Raw genomic sequence first — 15,816 nt, 5'->3', positions numbered from 1 at the left:
GCTATCATGGTGCCACTGGCTGTCTGCCTGCGGGCCCGGACTCCGGCCCAACTGGCCCCCAGTAACTACTAACTGCAGCATTTTGCTGTGGGCTCGGGTTGACTCAGTAACACCTCAGGTATGCAAGCGCTCCTGCAACCAAGGTGCGACAGGAACCATCGTAGCCAATGCCGCGCCTTGAAGCAAAGGGGCCATCAATACCGCGATAGCTCCCTGCGCATCGGGCTCCCCAAAAACGATGTCGGCAAGATAAAGAATCCCTCCGGCCGCCACTATGACTCCGATCACGTGCCAGGAAGCAGACCCTGTTCCCTTCCGCAGTAACCACCATAATCCGGCAATCATGCCGACGTGGGGTGCAATCAGCCAGGCGGAGAAGACCGCAAACGCAGTGCCGCTGGCCGGCTTGAGCGAGCTGACAAACAGCACCGTTGCAAGGGCTGCGATTGAGATCACGGGACGGCTAACGCGACTGATCCATTTCATGGTTACCCTCACGCTATTCCAGCCACCTGATGCCGAAGCTCGTCTGCGCACTGCAGTGGCGGCAGCGGATCAGATCCCTCCGGTAGAGTGCGACTCGATGGCCTTGATTTTTATTCCGGACAGCGTGCGCACCAGGACCAGGGTATCCTCGCTCTCGATGGTAACTGACGGAAGGTTGCTGCCATTCACGCTGGTGCGCTGGATGTAATTCACTTTCGCACTCATCCATGGAAAACCGGAAGGGGTGATCTTCACCTGGTCGAATTGCGTCTCGGTGCGAGCCTGGAGCACGGTGAACGCTGCTGCGGCCTGCCTCATGTAACCGCACATTTCCTTTTTTCCGCCTTCGACTTCCCATGTGCCTCTGGCCCCTGCCGCTGTAAGCGTCACTTCCATGTCAGCCGTATAGTCTTCGCAAGCGGAAGGATCGCCGGACATTGCTTTTGCCGAATGGTTGGCGATCCATGCCATTACCTTGGGTTCGGAAAAAGAAATCTTTGCATGTCCGAAGAACGCAACCAGAAGCACTGCAGCAAGAAGGACTTTTTTCATTTTTTATTGAATTGAAAGGGTGGCTGAAAGCTTGATACACGGTGTACGACAACCAGCGGCAAAGCCATATGCGCCAATGCGCATGTTACGGCTTTTCCCAAGCTTTGGCGATCAGGTTGCCTGTGCTTTTCGCCAGAACGCGCTCTCCGACACTGGTGCCCGTCATTGAATGTCATCAGCTATGGAACGTCATGTTTTCGCCCGACCGGAATATCAAAATGCAAGACGTCTTCGCGTACTCCCAGCTTGGTGTACAGCGCAATGGCTGGCGCGTCTTCAACGGCAGTATCCGCCTGCACAAATATCACATAGGCTCCGCGCGATTGCGCAATCTTCTTGAGTCCTTCAATCAACGCTGTCGCAATTCCTTCGCGCCGGTGCTGTTTCGCGACAGCCAGGTCATAGATATAGATTTCGCTACGCTCCTGCTCGAATTTTTTAAGCTCGTATGCAGCAAGGCCGCCAACGACCTGGCCATTTTTCAAGGCAGCTAGCGCAATGAAATACTCGCTTTCCAGTAGCCGCCGCAGATAGTCGGGACGTGGCCGATAGCCCGTGTAAGTCTCCACATCGGCAAAGGCGTCGCCGAAGGTCGATGACAACGCCTCCATTAGGGCGACTTCATCTGGCTTGATCTGATGCACTCTTAGAGACACGGACACCTCCAATATTGCATAACGCCGTTTACGGACCCACGTCCCTTGCCACAAAACGGTGCGTCCTTGCTACGTGTACGGGTTGAGCGGCGAGTCGCGGCTTTGCCAGGTTTATTTTGGCGCCAAGCCCATCTGCTCCAGACGTAAAAGAATTTCAGTCTTGTTCTTTTCTTTTACGTCCAGCCAATGCCTGTCTTCAACCGCACCGATAATTGCATATAAGGCGTTTAAATTTGCGCCCGGAATTGCAGCTCTTAACCTGGCATAAACCTCAAAAGGATCTGAAGCCTGCAACTGTTTGACACTATGAATCCCAACCTTCGGCAGCCATTCTTCCGATTTCGGGCCAAGGTTTTTCAAGTCTCGTAATCTCATAGTTGCGCCTTCATTCACTTACGCTTAAATTGGCCCACCTGTTTGCGTGTTCCCGAGTCCAGCAAAGGAATGTCAGACGGCATATATCACCTCTCCGGGCGAGCGCCGTACGACAGAACTTGGAAATTCTGTTCGGTGTAGTACGAAACAATCCTGTTTCGGCAAACAGTAGAAGCTCTCATCCCATGGCCGGGCCCCGAATCGGCCCAACAGCTGAACCATTTCAGCCTCATTCAGCCGGTCTCTTTTTCGTTTTGCACCATAGAGGGATACGTTCTCTTCCGGCAGTGAAACGCCGCTCTGAGTGAAAAGCCAGCGTGCGTCTTCCTGAGTGCAAGAAACGGAGCGTTCACAGACCGTTCCATCGTGAATGGTTCTATATATGAAGCTTGTACCGGGTTGAAAAGTCGTGCTCTCGTCGTGAGATGCCCAGTGGAGCGTCGTTAAACCATGATTTTTTGTGAGACACCAGCACAACGAGTCATACCCATCGCAGAGGAAGCTGTTGTTCCAAATGACTGACCATGGCGAGTTTGTCGGGAATACGATAAACATTGTCGGGATGTTGGTGTATTCCATACAGGACGACAAAGCTTCAGATATATCTGCGAATCGGCGCCAGCCGGCCTCGATTCGCGCTCCCGCGGCAAATCTTCGGACTTCCGCTTCAATGCCTGTCGCAACCAGATCGACAGAGCCCCTGACCAAATCAAGCGATTGTGTCGTCGGCCAAAATTTCTGTATCGCTGGTGCCCGTATCATGGTTTGAGTCCAACGCCGGGTAACGGACCACTACAGCGGCCGCGACGCGACTGTACTTGGTTGTGGGTCCCGGTTGAGCGGTGCGTTAAATGGTTTCATATACATGAATCGATTTACTGGAGGCCGAGCACATTCCTATGTGCCTGGGCTGCATACTCTGGCGTCACCCTCACCACGTTGGCCTTTTCGTTCGAAATCATCACGACCCAATCGTTTTTTCCCGTCGCGGAGGGCGAGACGCTCTTGCAGAAGCGAGCCAAGTGCAGCAAAAATTCCCCGGCCTCTTTGTCGATTACATTTGTAAAGATGTTTTTCACAATACGGATTGCCCGCACTTGATCCGAGCTCAGATAGGCAGCGATATCAATTCCTTGTTGATCCTGAGATAAGAGCAATTGATTCGGTGTAGGAGCGGGCAGATTTTCAAGATCAATGACCGCGTAACTTACATTAATATCGGCATCGCTGACATAGATATAAACTTTTGACATTCAATTCCTGAAGTGAATATTGCAGTACAAGTGTGAATAATGATCATTCCATCTAACGCCTAAATGAACCGCACTGTAAGCGTTTCGGGGTCCAATGAAGTGTTAAATGCAGGTGTGCAAGTCCTGTCAACATCTGTTGTGACAGCCTATTGGGAAAGCGTGATAAACGCAATGGCCCATGCCAGAGGAGCGGTGAACGCAATCATTGCAAGCGGCAAAAAGTATAGATTTCCAAATGTATTTACCCTCGCCTGGTGAGGAGGTGCTCTATGTACAAGTACAGACATTCTTTCACCAGGCCACCTCACCGATTGAGCACTGGATGCTGCGAATGCCACCACAGTCCGCTTTTTCTGAGTGAATGGGCAATGAAAGGTAACGCGCGCTCGATACATACGCCGGGATAAGGCGTCGCCAGTCAGCGCTTCATCGACCCTATCTCCGAGATAGCTGCCTTGCACTACGACGCTGTTAGCACGGAACCAAAGCGTGTCCATGAGAAGCTTTAACCCAAATAACGTAGTGCCCAGGGATGCAGCAAACATTATTAGGCGAGCGGTAATGGCAAGGGGGCTTTGCATTTAACGCCTGAATTAAGGTGCGCCGCGAAGCCGCGACGGGTTGAGTGAATTGTTAGCCACACTCGCGCCGGTAGTGCATGGCGACCGCGCCGCTACGGAGCGGCTTCGCGGAGATCAGATCGAGCCGTCGCGTGCTGAGCAGCCCGCTCTGGTACAGAGTCGGGCCGTGCCCGGCGATTCTGGGGTGAACGAGAAACACGTACTCGTCGATCAGATCCAGTCGATCCAACTCGGTCGCGAGCTTGCCGCTGCCAAGGAGCACACCGGCCGGAGTCGCATCCTTCAGTTTCTGCACCTCCGTGCGAAGGTCGCCGGCGATGTGGTGGGTATTGGTCCACGGAAAGACCGTCCGCGTCGACGACACCACGTACTTCGGCTTAGTCTCCAGCTTGACCGCCCACTCGCGGATTGGCGACAGCGCCTTCACGTCGCCTCGGGCGACCGCCGGCCAGTAGCTCTCCATCATCTCGTAGGTAACGCGGCCCCACAGCATCGCCCCGCTTTCGTCCATGAGGCGAGTGAAGAAGGTGTGTGTCTCGTCATCGGCGATCCCCTCCCGGTGGTCGACGCAACCGTCGAGGGTGACGTTGATGCTGAATGTCAAAAGTCCCATGGCTGCGAATTCCTCGTAGCGGCTAACGCTGAGATGACCGGCAAGGCGCGTGCGCCTTGTCCGCGTCCATTGTTGAGTTAGGCTTTTTCATTGAAGAACTCCTTCGCGTCATGGGCTAACTGTTCAAGCTGGCCTGCTTCAACGATAAGTGATACGGAGCCAGACCAGCCTGGCACTACATCGTTAAGATTTAGCTCGGCTACTAACGTGATGTGGCCGAGAGAATCACTGGTAGCTAATAAGTTGTATTCCCCCTCAATAGCACCCCATCCTTTTTCTCCCTTCCACCCTGACCATTCGTTGGCAAGGCCGCCAAAGAACCCAGCCGGGGATAAACCGTACGGCGGATTCTCTACTTCAATGAGTGCATTGAAATTACGAGCTTTAGCAGACACAGAATAAGTATCAAGCCAGCCGTCGAAGTTGAATCGCCGTGAGTGAAATGTGAGCGTTACTTCCTTCTCAGACTTGATTACGAACTCATCCATGTTCAGCCTAACTAGATTTATATGTCACAGACTGATTGATAATCTGGACAGGTGATTGATAAACCAAACTGCTTGATCCTCCGCAAGGCGCGTCGTTCCTGGCTCCCGAGATAATACTGTATATAACACCAGTATCAATTAACCATGAAAGACGTCAACCCCCTCTTAGCTTCCGAGCAGCGACCGAAACTGCTGGATCAACTCAGGCGTTGCATTCGCGACAAGCATTATAGTCTGCGGACGGAGCGCGTCTATGTCTATTGGGCAAGATGGTATATCCGCTTTCATGGCATGCGTCATCCCGCCGAGATGGGAGCCGCAGAAATTCACGCCTTCCTTTCCTTCCTTGCCAATGAACGCAAGGTTTCTGTATCTACTCATCACCAGGCACTCTGTGCCCTGCTCTTCCTGTACAAGAATGTGCTGCAAATCGAATTGCCCTGGCTCGATCAAGTTACGCGTCCGGTGAAGCCGGTACGAAAGCCGACTGTCCTGACCCGCCAGGAAATCGAGCGGGTGTTTGCCCGACTCGAAGGCGTTTATCTCCTGATCGCGCAATTACTGTACGGAACCGGGATGCGGCTCATGGAATGCGCGCAGTTGCGCATCAAGGATGTGGATTTCCAGCGAAGGGAAATCACGGTGCGACAAGGCAAAGGCGGCAAGGACCGGCTGACCATGCTTCCCCTGTCCTTGGTGCAGCCACTGCGCGAACAAGCCGCACGCGCGAGGCAATGCTACGACGACGACCGTTTGCACAAGCGCAATGGAGTCATGCTGCCCGGGGCGTTGGAACGGAAATATCCTTCGGCAGGCACGCAATGGGGCTGGTTCTGGGTCTTCCCATCCGGCCATGAATCGCTTGATCCGCGCACCGGCATTGTCCGGCGCCACCACATTTATGAACAGGGCATCCAGCGCGCCATCAAGCGTGCCGTCCTGGCGGCACAATTAACCAAGAGCGCTTCCACCCACACGCTGCGGCACAGTTTTGCCACGCATTTGCTGGAAGCGGGATACGACATCCGGACCGTTCAGGAGCTGCTCGGCCACAGCGACGTCAGTACGACGATGATCTATGCACACGTCCTCAACAAGGGCGGGCATGGTGTGACTTCCCCGATCGACCATGTGGATTCTTCCAGATGGGAAGATATAAACAGGTCAGGAGGAGTTGCCATGCAGGCGCACGGTTAGCACAACCCGTTTCCGGGCTTTGCCGGCGGCAGACTCAGAAGCGCACTATCCCTTCCCCCAGCTTCGGCAGCCACTTCTGCAGAATCTGGTACACATCCTGGTCGAAGCGCTGCTGGCCTTTCTGCAGCAGGGCGTAGGCTTCGGACGCGGGGCGGGCGGAGCCGAGGTAGGCCCAGCCGTCGACGACATGCAGCATGTCGCCTTCGAGGATGCCGATGGCGCTGGCATACGGCCAGGGTTGCAGGTGGTGCGGCTGCATGGCGGCTTGCAGGCGTTCGTTGTGGGATTCGATGCTCTCCTTGCCGCAGCAGGCGCCGCGACATTTGCCGACCTGGCTGGCGAAGCAGGGCTTGCCGGCTTCGCCCTTCTGCAGGCCGAGCAGGACCGGGCACAGGCCGTGTTCCTCGGCGATCGCCTTCAGGGCTTCGGTGGACTGGCGCGCGCTGGTGTACAGGCCGTACAGCTGCGGGTCGTAGGCGAAGAACAGGTCGTCGATGGTTGCGCGCGCCGGCTGCAGCCGGCCCTTGCGCATCAGCAGGCGCCAGGAACAGATCTTTTCATTGGCGCGCAGCTGCTTGTTATAGGAGGGCATGAGCTGCTTGACGAGGGCGGCTTCCTGCAGCAGCGCGCCGACTTCGCCGCCGGTCTCGATCCATTCGACGCGCTCGATCTGCTGAGTCAGCGCCTGTTCCTTCGAAGTGACATGATCGCCGCTGAAGTGCGAAAGCACGCGGCGGCGCAGGTTGTTCGCCTTGCCGATGTAGAGCGGCAGGTCGTTTTCGCCATAGAAGAGGTAGACGCCATGCGTCTTCGGGATCGCCTCGACCTGCAGGTCATCCAGCCGCGCCGGCAGGGTGGGCCGGCTGATCAGCTTCGATACCGCTTCCTCGATCGCCTCGGGCTCGTGCGCTTCATGAATCTTTTGCCAGAACTGCCAGATCAGCTGGGCGTCGCCGAGCGCGCGGTGGCGCTCGGTGACTTGCAGCCGATGCCGCTCCGCGAGCGCATCGAGGTTGTGGCGGGAAAATCCCGGGAACAGCTTGCGCGACAGGCGCACCGTGCACAGCACCGGGGGCCGGAAGTTGTGGCCGGTGCGGCGGAATTCATTCTTGAGAAAACCATAATCAAAGCGCGCATTGTGGGCGATGAAGACCCGGTCCGCGAGCCGCGCCGCGACTTCGTCGGCCAGTTCCGCAAAGATCGGCGCGTCGCGCACCATCTCATCGGTGATGCCGGTCAGCGACTGGATGAATTCCGGAATGCGCACCTGCGGATTGACGAGGCTGGTCCATTCGCGCACGCCGTCTTCATCGACTTCGATGATGCCGATCTCGGTGATGCGGTCTTCGTTGGCTGCGCCGCCGGTGGTTTCAAGGTCGACGAACGCCAGGCGCGGATACTTCGCCGCCGACAGGACGGCCAGCACCTTGCTCAACCCGAGCTGGGGCGGCTCGCCCAGCGCATCCTTTTCCTGCATGTCATGCAAAATTGTTTTCCTTTCAGATTCTTTCCGGCTTTACCTGGAACGCACTCGGTACGAAAACTGAACAGAAGTGTTCAGATCCCGAAACTATTTCAGCAAAGGAACATCCAATGGACCTATCCGATTTTTTAGACACTCACTGGAATCGCAATTGCGCTTCCAGAAGGAATTTTCAAGGCTGAACATGATGGAAAACGATTCCAGTGCCGTAAAGCCGGCCACACCCGAGGAGAACCAGGCAAAGGCCGACGACGCGTCGGCCAAAAAAAGCGCGAAAAGCCTATTGAGCGAGCATAAAGGAAAACTCGCCATTGGCGCAGCAGCCACGCTGGGCTTGATGATTTTTTATAACTGGCGCCAGAAGAAACTCGCCGAGGAAGACCCGGAAGCCTACGCCCGGCTGCAGCGGGTGAAGGATTCCCTCAAGGCGGAAGAACAGAATAGCAAGCGCGGCAATGTGCCGCCGGCGCCGGCGTCGTGATCCTTCCCCCCGCGCCCTGTCAGGGATTGGCAAAGGGCGCGCCCAACATGCCGGGTCAGCGCTCCCGGCACTGACAATGACAACACATCCCTGCCTGCGCAGGGATGCCCAACACCTCGATCCCCGTCCACGCGACAACAGGCAAGCACCGCGGGCCACTCAGAAGCAGGGGGCGCCGCGCGCACCATGCCATCCCGGTGCGCACGGCGCACCCTACTTTCCTTCTTCAGGCTTGTGGAAACCGCTCTAGATTCACAGCTCCTTCGCCTTCAAGGGGAAGGTCTGGATGGGATGGGTTGCATTAGCGGGTGTTGTTCGCCCTATCCCCACGTGCGGTGCACGTCTCCGCTGGCGCAGCGCATGCGGTGCGAAACCCCTGCGACCCGCCGAAGGGAGGGAATTCACGCGCTGCCCGTCACCCCGCCCAGTACCGGCAGCACGATCCCCGTGATATAGCTGGAGCACACCGGCGACGCCAGGAAGACATAGGCCGGTGACACTTCTTCCGGCTGGGCCGGGCGCTTCATGTCGGTGGCCGAGCCGAAGTGCGCCACCTTTTGCGCCGGCTGGTCGGCCGGGTTGAGCGGAGTCCACACCGGGCCCGGTGCCACGGCATTCACCCGGATGCCGCGCGACACCAGGTTGGTCGCGAGCGACTTGGTGAAGGCGTGGATCGCGCCCTTGGTGGCGGAATAGTCCAGCAGGGTCTCGTTGCCGAAAATGCCGGTCTCCGAGCCGGTATTGATGATGGCTGAGCCGGCTTGCAGGTGCGGCAATGCCGCCTTGACCATGTGGAAATAGCCATAGATATTGGTCCGCATGGTCAGGTCGAAATGCTCCTCGCTCAGCTCTTCCAGCCCCGACACATGTTCCTGGAAGGCGGCATTGTTGACGAGGATGTCGAGCTTGCCGAAGGCATCGATGGTTTGCTGGACCGCCGCCTTGCAGAATTCCACGTCGCGCACATCACCCGGCAGCAGCAGGCAGCGCCGGCCTTCCTTCTCGACACAGCGCCTGGTCTCGTCGGCATCGCCGTGTTCATTCAAATACACGATGGCGACATCGGCGCCTTCGCGCGCATACAGCACCGCCACCGCGCGACCGATGCCGGAATCGCCGCCGGTAATCAGCGCGGCCCTGCCTTCCAGCTTGCCGCTGCCCTTGTAGTCGGGCGCAAGGAATTGCGGCGCGGGATCGAGTTCCGATTCGATGCCCGGCTTTTGCAGATGCTGTTCCGGGAAGGGCGGCTCCGGCTGCCTGCGTGTGCCGGCCTGCACCGCGCCTTCGCCCGATTGCTTGCCGCCCGACTGCCGCTGCGCATCGAGCTGATCCACTTCCCGCTGTATCCGGCGCTGCAGCGCCGCTGCCTCATCCGCCTTGCTGCTGCTGTTACCGTGTTTCGTCATGACTTTCTCCATGGTGTCGTTGCAACCGATGCCGTTTTGTCCATGCCCGTCGTCCATAGGTTCCGCTGCGCGGGAAAGTCCGTGCCCGCGATTGCACGAAACGCACCTCCCCGCTGTCTTAGCCGCCATACCGAACGACAATCCGAGCGGAGCACGCCATGGCAGCGAAGCAATTCATCAGGCAAGAACAGCAAGCCGGTGCGCCGGCGAAGCCAAGAGGCTCGCAAAAGGTGATCTATGCCGCCATTGCCGCCAACCTCGGGATTGCAATCAGTAAATTTATTGTGGCGGGCGTGACGGGCAGTTCCGCCATGCTGGCCGAAGGCGTGCATTCCACGGTCGATACCGGCAATGAACTGCTCCTGCTCCTGGGCGTCAGGCAAAGCAGCAAGCCGGCCGACGAATGGCATCCCTTCGGCTACGGCAAGGCGATGTATTTCTGGGCCCTGATCGTGGCGCTGTCGGTGTTTTCGCTCGGCGGCGGGATCTCGCTTTACCAGGGCATCGTCAGCCTGCAAAATCCGCCGCCGCTGGAAGACCCGACCTGGAATTACGTGGTGCTGGGCCTGGCAGCCCTGTTCGAGGGATACAGCTGGAATATTTCGCGGCGCGAACTCCACGCCCGGCGGCGCAGCGGCGAAAGCCTGTGGCAGGCCATGCGCCGTAGCAAGGATGCCAGCGTCATCGCCGTCTTCATCGAGGATTCCGCCGCCCTGATCGGCATCGCGATCGCGGCGCTCGGCATCTGGCTCGGCCACACGCTCGACAATCCCTATTTCGATCCCGCCGCGTCGGTACTCATCGGCCTGGTGCTGGCCGGCGCCGCCTTCACCCTGGCGCGCGAAACCGGCGGACTGCTGGTAGGAGAAAGCATCGACCGGGAGCAGATCGTCCGCCTGCGAAAGATTTTTTCTTCCGATCCCGCGGTCGAAACCGTCGGCAACCTGCTCACCATGCAGCTCGGCCCCGACCGCATCCTGCTGGCTGCGGCAGTGCGATTCCGGCGCGGGCTCAGCATCGATGAAGTCGACCGGGCGATCGACCGCCTGGAAACGGCGGTCAAGGCAGAGTATCCCTCCGTTCACCGCATCTTCTTCGAGTCAGGGCCGATCCGGTCGTCGCTTCGGGTGCAGGCCGGTCAGTGAGGAAGCAGCAGGGCTGGTCTTGATTCCGTCCTATGTCGAAGGGCTCAAGCTGGCCGCCGACCGAATTTTGATCGTCTGGAATGCAGGTATGGAATCGTCGCAGACCGTTCATGACGCCATACCCCTGATTCGGTGAACGAAAAGAGAAAACGATTTCGTTGCAAGAGCACCGGAAAATTTTCCTCGCCCGGTCTGGCAGCGTCGCCGCCTCCGTTAAATCGAGCAAGTCAGACGCGCGTGCGCGCCTCGTGATGGCGCCCGGCAGTCATTGCCTGCACGAAGACCTGCATCTCTTCCGCGAAGATCTCGAGCAAATCGTCGAGCGTGATAATGCCGATCAGCACACCCTGATCGCTCGTGACCGGAACCCGCCGGATGCCGTGCTGGCGCATCAGGCCCAGGACTTCGTTGACGGAGGCATCCGGGCGTGTCGTGATCGCCGGGCTGTTCATGATGTCGGCGACGCGCAGCGTCTGCGGTTCGAAATCGCGCGCCACGGCCACGATGGCGATGTCGCGGTCGGTGACCATGCCGACAACGATGCGGCCGAGGTCCGCATCGCGAATCACGACCAGGCTGCCCACATGCTCGTCGCGCATCAGCTCGGCAGCCTGCTTCACAGTCATGTCTTCGGTAGTGAAGACAACTACCCGGTTGCAGATATCGCCGATATCCAGTCTTTCCGCCATGGCTTCCTCCGTACGCTGGGGCCGTCTGCAAGTGTGTTCCCTATTGCCTGCAAGGGATTGAGATAGCTCAAGGGCGAGCCTGCCTCACTGGTCGATGAACGATTCCGCCTTCCTGCGAGTCTTATTTGGACACTCCTTGCCCGGCCGCGACCATGCCCGCACTCAATACGCTTCTGCCCCAACCCGTGTCTTCCATCATGGAAAAGAACGTCTGCGCAGTGCGGATGGACGATACGGCGGAACAGGTCGAGCACATCCGGGAGAGGAACCGGATTTCCTCGGTGCCGGCAGTGAAAGGGAAAGACACGGTCCTTGGCATCATCACCTCGCGACCTCGCCAGTTTCCATGCACAGTACAAGGTCCCGACGGCAGTGCAGGCATGGCAGATCCGCATCTATAAGCCGGTCCGGGTGCCGTCGCGGACATCCATCCGCCATGTTGCGCAGTTGATGACGACTGACCACATTCATCATGTGATCGTTTGGGTCAGGGATTTCATCAGGAGGGCGTATCTTCCCAAGACCGGGTAAAGCTGTTCCTGGAGTGAAGCCGGCCAAGCAAGGCTGAGGAAGAACGAAACCTTAAGGCCGCCCAGACAAGACACACATTGATTTGTACCTGCTCTTTTAAAGGGAGACTACCTTCCCGATGAATAAAACCAGCCCCGTCGCGCGATCACGGAGCATGAAAAGGAAAGAATGATCGACGACGAACGGCACTATTTGGCTCGGCACGGGGGCGCTGGTGATGGAGATCCCTATCCCTGTCGCGGCAGCGGCTTCCGTGCCATTCTCATCGGCGTTGATGTAGGCCTTGTGCTCTGCCGCGCTGATGAACAGATCGCGCTGGCCGTCAATGCCCGAAAAGTCGGCAGTGGCTGGATTAAATGCATCGACCATGCCGAGTGCCTGTAATGACGGGATAAGGCCAGCCGATGTATCGAATTTGAATTTCGGCAAGGACAATGCCACGGTTTGACGCGACAGCTTATTGACGACCTCTCCCAGCTTGGCGGCCGTGAGTTCAGACAGAAAGGTATCGAAGGTCCCGGGTGTCGGCATGACGATCAGCATCGATATGTCTCCACCGACGTATGGCAAATCCACCGCCTGATAGTCGCCGCTTTGTGCATACCCGAATGGCGATTGCTGGGACAAGAATGGCACGGTCGACGTGCTACCTGTGCACCCGGTGAAGGGGAGGCTGCGGGAATTTTGCAAAGGAAATGGGGATTGCCAGTTCGCCTTGAACCAGACTGCGTTGGTCAGCACCAGACGGGTATCGGAAGTGATGGAACCTTGCGGCATCAAGTCCGTGATCCGGCTGTTCGTTTGCTGCCCGATATAGGAATTGATGCTGGTGCGTGCGTTCTCCGGCGCGCCAATAAAATCAAGCAGCTGCGTGCCGCCGCCGAAGTTCACGGCGATCGTATCCAGAAAAGAGGGAAGGATGCCAAACCCGCTCTGCATCCAGACGTCATTCACGATACTCAGGCTCGGAGATGGTCCGAGGCCGTTCGTTGACGCGCCCGAAGTCTTGGTTTCCAGTTGCAGATCAATGGCATTGAGTGCCGGGGCAAGCCGCGCTGGCGGTGAGGCGAATGACAAAGCCTGCTGAATCCCGCTCAGGGTGTTGCCCTTGGCCCCGAGCGCGATCATCGCTCCCACTTGCGTGATGCTGTAGGGTGAAAAGACGGTATTTTGTCGGCCCGTTGGATCGAGTTGCCGCAATGCGTTAATTGCGAAAGCGGTATTCCCGGATACTGCGGAAGCGATGTCCGCTTCCGGTACTTGCGGATTGAGATCTCGCGGCAAGGTCGACGTTGCGACAGTTGCTGCAGGTGGGGAGGTATCGGTCGCGGCCGGTGCCCGGCCACTCCACACAAGCAGTCCGGCAAGCGCAAGCGCTGCTGCTATGGCTTGATACTTCATATGCATTTCCCGGGAAAGATGCACGGCCGCTACTGCGGCCTGTACATGCGGGTTGAAATGGGAAAAAGAGCGCCAGCTGTCATTGGCGTCATGCTGCGTAAGAAGCTGCTCCTATTCTCGCATCGATTTTGCTGAAACAGTACCCGTTGATGGGACACTGCCACATCGACGTCTGGCTGCGCCCGGACGCCAGGCGCGCTTGACCACCTGGAGTTCCCCTTTGGCAATCCGTCGCCAGGTGTCGACAGGCATGGGGAAGAAACTGTCGGTGCAGACTTGTGCCCACCTGGCATCGGCGACAGGGAATCGAAGGGGTTGTCCGAGGTCCAAGCCCGACACGGAGAAACTCGATGAAAGCGAATATTCGAGCAAGAGTGCCAGGCAGCGGGATACGTGATGCCGTTCCGCCCGCCTACCGGGACGCTGCGGCGAAAGAAACACGCCCCGACGGTATCTACACGCTGATCCTGTGCGACCACGGTGAGCGGGACGTCGTGATGTCCGCGCCGCTTGCCCGGGCCTTGCGCAGAATGGGAGAACCGGCGCCCGACGGCGTGCTCATTGTCGGCACCGTGTTCACGGAGGAAGCGCAGGCACTCGCGCGCCAGCACAACGCCCGCATCATTCCCTTGCGTACGGGTAAATGGACGGATTCATCTGCTCGCCAGCGGCAACTTAAACCAGCTCCGATATGAAATCCTGCGACCGTCCCGCGGCCTGTACGCTTCGAAGTCCCCGGTCGCATACCGCCAACTTTATCCTTGACGGTTAGTAAATTGGCTTCCAGCCAGCTTGGTCAGGGTACCGGCCTGTGCGAGGCCAGGCCCGGACAGCGTCGCACTTCCGGGCAGGCGTGGCGCGTACAGCTTGCACTTTGGGCAGTGTAGTGCGGCACCTTGGGCCAGCGACCAGCCAGAGCGCTGATTCAACCGCATGCCCATGCGGGAATCTCGCCTCAGCCTACCTGTTCCCGGCATGCCTGCTTCGCCACTCCGATACCGCGTCTCGAAGCGATGGCAGATCCAGCACTCTGATTCCGGACGGCAGCCGGCGCTGCAGTGCATGGCAACTGCCACCACCGGCCCATATCTCCATCCCCTGCGGCACTTTGGACTGCAGTGCGCCAAGACTCTCCAATGCATGCCCGGCATGCGTGGCAGTGGAAAACGAGAGGGCAATGATGTCCGCCTGCTGCTTGTGCGCCGCGCCCAGGATTTCCATGATCGGGGTCTGCGTGCCGAGCGAAATGCAATGGGCTCCTGCCAGGGTGAAGAAGGCTTCCGCCATCAGCAAACCGAGCCCGTGCTGCTCCTGCGGAAAGGTCGTGAGCAGGACGCGCGGCCCGGCGTCATCAGTGGCAAGGGACGCCTGGAGGGAAGAAATCGCCGGGCGCAGCACGGTTTGCACCGATTCCGTGTACAGGTGCTCTTCGGAAATCGCGAGCTTGCCGTTGGCCCATTCAACACCGATCAGTGTGGTAAGCGGTGCCAGCACGTCCAGGACAAATCGCTCGATGCCCAGCCGTAACAGCGCCTGCATAAGCGCCTGACGCAACTCGTCGCGCCGATGTGCCCGGCAACACGCCAGATAAGGCGACAATTCCTCGCCGGGCGTGGCGCCCGCGGCTACTTCGCGGACGGGATGGGCAGCGGCCGCCAGTGCCTGCAGCTCTCCGATGCCAAGCCCGAGGATTTTTCCCGGGCGATGGCCCTGGTCGAGCAGGCGCTTTACCAGGCGCAGTTTCTCGATCTGCTCGGCCGGATAGCTGCGCACATCGCCGCCGTCGCGAACAGGCTGCGGGAAACCGTAGCGCCGTTCCCAGATGCGCAGGGTTTCCTTCGACAGGCCGGTTTCACGTTCGACTGCCCCGATGCCCAGGCGGGAAGATGGCTTACCAGAATGTTCCATAAGAAAAAGCTTGTCACGCGGTGCAGGTGGATCGGAATTAAGGTCATTGTACGCACCGTTTTTGTCTAATACAAAACATTGACAAACCGGCTTTCGTGAACAAGACTGATTTGACTCCGGTTTGTATTGGACATTTCCGATCGCAGGACCGAATGAGCATACAGCCGAGAGGATGCCCGAGTGGATTTTTTTCAATTTTCAAGGAGATCGATATGGAAACCATAGAGACGAGTCAAGCCATGGAAAGACGCCTTACCCCGGAACGCCGGGCAAGCTTGCGTGCGGCGGCGGGAAGCAGGATGAGCGCGGCCGACTGGATCGCAATGAGCTTGCTGATCATTGGAGGACTTAACTGGGGCCTGGTCGGCCTGTTCAATGTCGATCTGGTAGCGAGCCTGTTCGGTGAAATGAGCCCGCTCTCGAGAATCGTCTACGTAGTCGTGGGCCTGTGCGCGCTGTACTCAATCTATACGAGCAGCAAGATGGGGCGACAGCACTATTGAGGCGTGTGTCCGAGATCGCTCCCGTTCGTTTCGCCCCCTCGACCGCGACCTGGGCTCGCATTCCTGGT

19 protein-coding genes are annotated in these 15,816 nt (G+C 58.2%); 7 read left to right on the top strand and 12 right to left on the bottom strand.

The window, feature by feature from the left end:
- Positions 1-114: 114 nt before the first annotated feature.
- From HGHM_RS16935 to HGHM_RS16905, 7 genes are all read right to left on the bottom strand, one after another.
- Positions 115-486 carry a hypothetical protein gene (locus tag HGHM_RS16935; protein WP_148415732.1) on the bottom strand — a complete coding sequence of 124 codons (372 nt, stop codon included), beginning with the start codon at positions 484-486 and terminating at the stop codon, positions 115-117.
- A 69-nt stretch (positions 487-555) separates the two neighbouring features.
- Positions 556-1,038, bottom strand: a complete 483-nt coding sequence (locus tag HGHM_RS16930) for a hypothetical protein (RefSeq protein WP_019142749.1) — start codon at positions 1,036-1,038, stop codon at positions 556-558.
- Between the two features lie 179 nt (positions 1,039-1,217).
- Complete coding sequence (locus tag HGHM_RS16925; RefSeq protein WP_026076133.1) at positions 1,218-1,694, bottom strand: AAC(3)-I family aminoglycoside N-acetyltransferase; 477 nt, start codon at positions 1,692-1,694, stop codon at positions 1,218-1,220.
- Positions 1,695-1,805: 111 nt separating this feature from the next.
- Positions 1,806-2,069, bottom strand: coding sequence for a TfoX/Sxy family protein (locus tag HGHM_RS16920; protein WP_019142747.1), 264 nt, complete (start codon positions 2,067-2,069; stop codon positions 1,806-1,808).
- Positions 2,070-2,944: 875 nt separating this feature from the next.
- Positions 2,945-3,322 (bottom strand): hypothetical protein, encoded by a 378-nt coding sequence (locus tag HGHM_RS16915; RefSeq protein WP_019142746.1) that lies wholly within the window; start codon positions 3,320-3,322, stop codon positions 2,945-2,947.
- A gap of 633 nt (positions 3,323-3,955) precedes the next feature.
- Positions 3,956-4,516 (bottom strand): dihydrofolate reductase family protein, encoded by a 561-nt coding sequence (locus tag HGHM_RS16910; RefSeq protein ID WP_019142745.1) that lies wholly within the window; start codon positions 4,514-4,516, stop codon positions 3,956-3,958.
- 77 nt (positions 4,517-4,593) lie between these two features.
- The gene (locus HGHM_RS16905) at positions 4,594-5,004 is read right to left on the bottom strand and encodes a DUF6228 family protein (protein WP_019142744.1); all 411 of its coding nucleotides are present in this window, start codon (positions 5,002-5,004) and stop codon (positions 4,594-4,596) included.
- 144 nt (positions 5,005-5,148) lie between these two features.
- Between HGHM_RS16905 and HGHM_RS16895 the strand changes: the two genes are divergently transcribed.
- Positions 5,149-6,201 carry an integron integrase gene (locus HGHM_RS16895; protein WP_051155344.1) on the top strand — a complete coding sequence of 351 codons (1,053 nt, stop codon included), beginning with the start codon at positions 5,149-5,151 and terminating at the stop codon, positions 6,199-6,201.
- 34 nt (positions 6,202-6,235) lie between these two features.
- On the opposite strand, the gene HGHM_RS16890 is transcribed toward HGHM_RS16895, so the two are convergent.
- Complete coding sequence (locus tag HGHM_RS16890; RefSeq protein WP_019142741.1) at positions 6,236-7,678, bottom strand: 3'-5' exonuclease family protein; 1,443 nt, start codon at positions 7,676-7,678, stop codon at positions 6,236-6,238.
- Positions 7,679-7,868: 190 nt separating this feature from the next.
- Here HGHM_RS16890 and HGHM_RS16885 point away from each other — a divergent pair, with 190 nt between their 5' ends.
- Entirely contained in the window at positions 7,869-8,165 is a 297-nt protein-coding gene (locus HGHM_RS16885) for a hypothetical protein (RefSeq protein WP_154652083.1), read from the top strand.
- A 401-nt stretch (positions 8,166-8,566) separates the two neighbouring features.
- Here HGHM_RS16885 and HGHM_RS16880 read toward each other — a convergent pair whose 3' ends face one another.
- Positions 8,567-9,571 (bottom strand): SDR family oxidoreductase, encoded by a 1,005-nt coding sequence (locus HGHM_RS16880; protein WP_034349310.1) that lies wholly within the window; start codon positions 9,569-9,571, stop codon positions 8,567-8,569.
- Between the two features lie 158 nt (positions 9,572-9,729).
- On the opposite strand from HGHM_RS16880, the gene HGHM_RS16875 reads away from it, so the two are divergent.
- Positions 9,730-10,716: a cation diffusion facilitator family transporter gene (locus HGHM_RS16875; protein WP_019142738.1), complete on the top strand. Its 987-nt coding sequence runs from the start codon at positions 9,730-9,732 to the stop codon at positions 10,714-10,716.
- Between the two features lie 227 nt (positions 10,717-10,943).
- Here the strand turns inward: HGHM_RS16875 and HGHM_RS16865 are convergent, their stop codons facing one another.
- Positions 10,944-11,405, bottom strand: a complete 462-nt coding sequence (locus HGHM_RS16865; protein ID WP_019142736.1) for a CBS domain-containing protein — start codon at positions 11,403-11,405, stop codon at positions 10,944-10,946.
- 152 nt (positions 11,406-11,557) lie between these two features.
- On the opposite strand from HGHM_RS16865, the gene HGHM_RS23885 reads away from it, so the two are divergent.
- Together HGHM_RS23885 and HGHM_RS23270 are read left to right on the top strand one after the other, a co-directional pair.
- Entirely contained in the window at positions 11,558-11,806 is a 249-nt protein-coding gene (locus HGHM_RS23885; RefSeq protein ID WP_407635409.1) for a CBS domain-containing protein, read from the top strand.
- Positions 11,718-11,936: a hypothetical protein gene (locus tag HGHM_RS23270; protein WP_148415730.1), complete on the top strand. Its 219-nt coding sequence runs from the start codon at positions 11,718-11,720 to the stop codon at positions 11,934-11,936. Before HGHM_RS23885 ends, HGHM_RS23270 begins: the two co-directional genes overlap by 89 nt.
- A gap of 96 nt (positions 11,937-12,032) precedes the next feature.
- Here HGHM_RS23270 and HGHM_RS16855 read toward each other — a convergent pair whose 3' ends face one another.
- Entirely contained in the window at positions 12,033-13,337 is a 1,305-nt protein-coding gene (locus HGHM_RS16855) for a serpin family protein (RefSeq protein ID WP_019142734.1), read from the bottom strand.
- Positions 13,338-13,687: 350 nt separating this feature from the next.
- On the opposite strand from HGHM_RS16855, the gene HGHM_RS16845 reads away from it, so the two are divergent.
- Entirely contained in the window at positions 13,688-14,032 is a 345-nt protein-coding gene (locus HGHM_RS16845; RefSeq protein WP_148415728.1) for a hypothetical protein, read from the top strand.
- 265 nt (positions 14,033-14,297) lie between these two features.
- Here HGHM_RS16845 and HGHM_RS16840 read toward each other — a convergent pair whose 3' ends face one another.
- Positions 14,298-15,245, bottom strand: coding sequence for a MerR family transcriptional regulator (locus HGHM_RS16840; protein WP_019142731.1), 948 nt, complete (start codon positions 15,243-15,245; stop codon positions 14,298-14,300).
- A 239-nt stretch (positions 15,246-15,484) separates the two neighbouring features.
- Between HGHM_RS16840 and HGHM_RS16835 the strand changes: the two genes are divergently transcribed.
- On the top strand, positions 15,485-15,748 hold the full coding sequence (locus HGHM_RS16835) for a DUF378 domain-containing protein (protein WP_051155356.1): 264 nt from the start codon (positions 15,485-15,487) through the stop codon (positions 15,746-15,748).
- Positions 15,749-15,816 lie beyond the last annotated feature (68 nt).

The organism is Noviherbaspirillum massiliense JC206, assembly GCF_000312045.1.
Classification (GTDB): Bacteria; Pseudomonadota; Gammaproteobacteria; order Burkholderiales; family Burkholderiaceae_D; genus Noviherbaspirillum; species Noviherbaspirillum massiliense.
This window is presented reverse-complemented; position numbering and strand designations above follow the sequence as displayed.

Bases quoted from the DNA above. Each gene is read 5' to 3' on its own strand.
- HGHM_RS16910 (WP_019142745.1), bottom strand. From the start codon at position 4,516: ATGGGACTTTTGACATTCAGCATCAACGTCACCCTCGACGGTTGCGTC.
- HGHM_RS16920 (WP_019142747.1), bottom strand. From the start codon at position 2,069: ATGAGATTACGAGACTTGAAAAACCTTGGCCCGAAATCGGAAGAATGG.
- HGHM_RS16865 (WP_019142736.1), bottom strand. From the start codon at position 11,405: ATGGCGGAAAGACTGGATATCGGCGATATCTGCAACCGGGTAGTTGTC.
- HGHM_RS16845 (WP_148415728.1), top strand. From the start codon at position 13,688: ATGAAAGCGAATATTCGAGCAAGAGTGCCAGGCAGCGGGATACGTGAT.
- HGHM_RS16930 (WP_019142749.1), bottom strand. From the start codon at position 1,038: ATGAAAAAAGTCCTTCTTGCTGCAGTGCTTCTGGTTGCGTTCTTCGGA.
- HGHM_RS16875 (WP_019142738.1), top strand. From the start codon at position 9,730: ATGGCAGCGAAGCAATTCATCAGGCAAGAACAGCAAGCCGGTGCGCCG.
- HGHM_RS16905 (WP_019142744.1), bottom strand. From the start codon at position 5,004: ATGGATGAGTTCGTAATCAAGTCTGAGAAGGAAGTAACGCTCACATTT.
- HGHM_RS16915 (WP_019142746.1), bottom strand. From the start codon at position 3,322: ATGTCAAAAGTTTATATCTATGTCAGCGATGCCGATATTAATGTAAGT.
- HGHM_RS16880 (WP_034349310.1), bottom strand. From the start codon at position 9,571: ATGACGAAACACGGTAACAGCAGCAGCAAGGCGGATGAGGCAGCGGCG.
- HGHM_RS16885 (WP_154652083.1), top strand. From the start codon at position 7,869: ATGATGGAAAACGATTCCAGTGCCGTAAAGCCGGCCACACCCGAGGAG.
- HGHM_RS16835 (WP_051155356.1), top strand. From the start codon at position 15,485: ATGGAAAGACGCCTTACCCCGGAACGCCGGGCAAGCTTGCGTGCGGCG.
- HGHM_RS16840 (WP_019142731.1), bottom strand. From the start codon at position 15,245: ATGGAACATTCTGGTAAGCCATCTTCCCGCCTGGGCATCGGGGCAGTC.
- HGHM_RS16890 (WP_019142741.1), bottom strand. From the start codon at position 7,678: ATGCAGGAAAAGGATGCGCTGGGCGAGCCGCCCCAGCTCGGGTTGAGC.
- HGHM_RS23885 (WP_407635409.1), top strand. From the start codon at position 11,558: ATGCCCGCACTCAATACGCTTCTGCCCCAACCCGTGTCTTCCATCATG.
- HGHM_RS16855 (WP_019142734.1), bottom strand. From the start codon at position 13,337: ATGAAGTATCAAGCCATAGCAGCAGCGCTTGCGCTTGCCGGACTGCTT.
- HGHM_RS16895 (WP_051155344.1), top strand. From the start codon at position 5,149: ATGAAAGACGTCAACCCCCTCTTAGCTTCCGAGCAGCGACCGAAACTG.
- HGHM_RS16935 (WP_148415732.1), bottom strand. From the start codon at position 486: ATGAAATGGATCAGTCGCGTTAGCCGTCCCGTGATCTCAATCGCAGCC.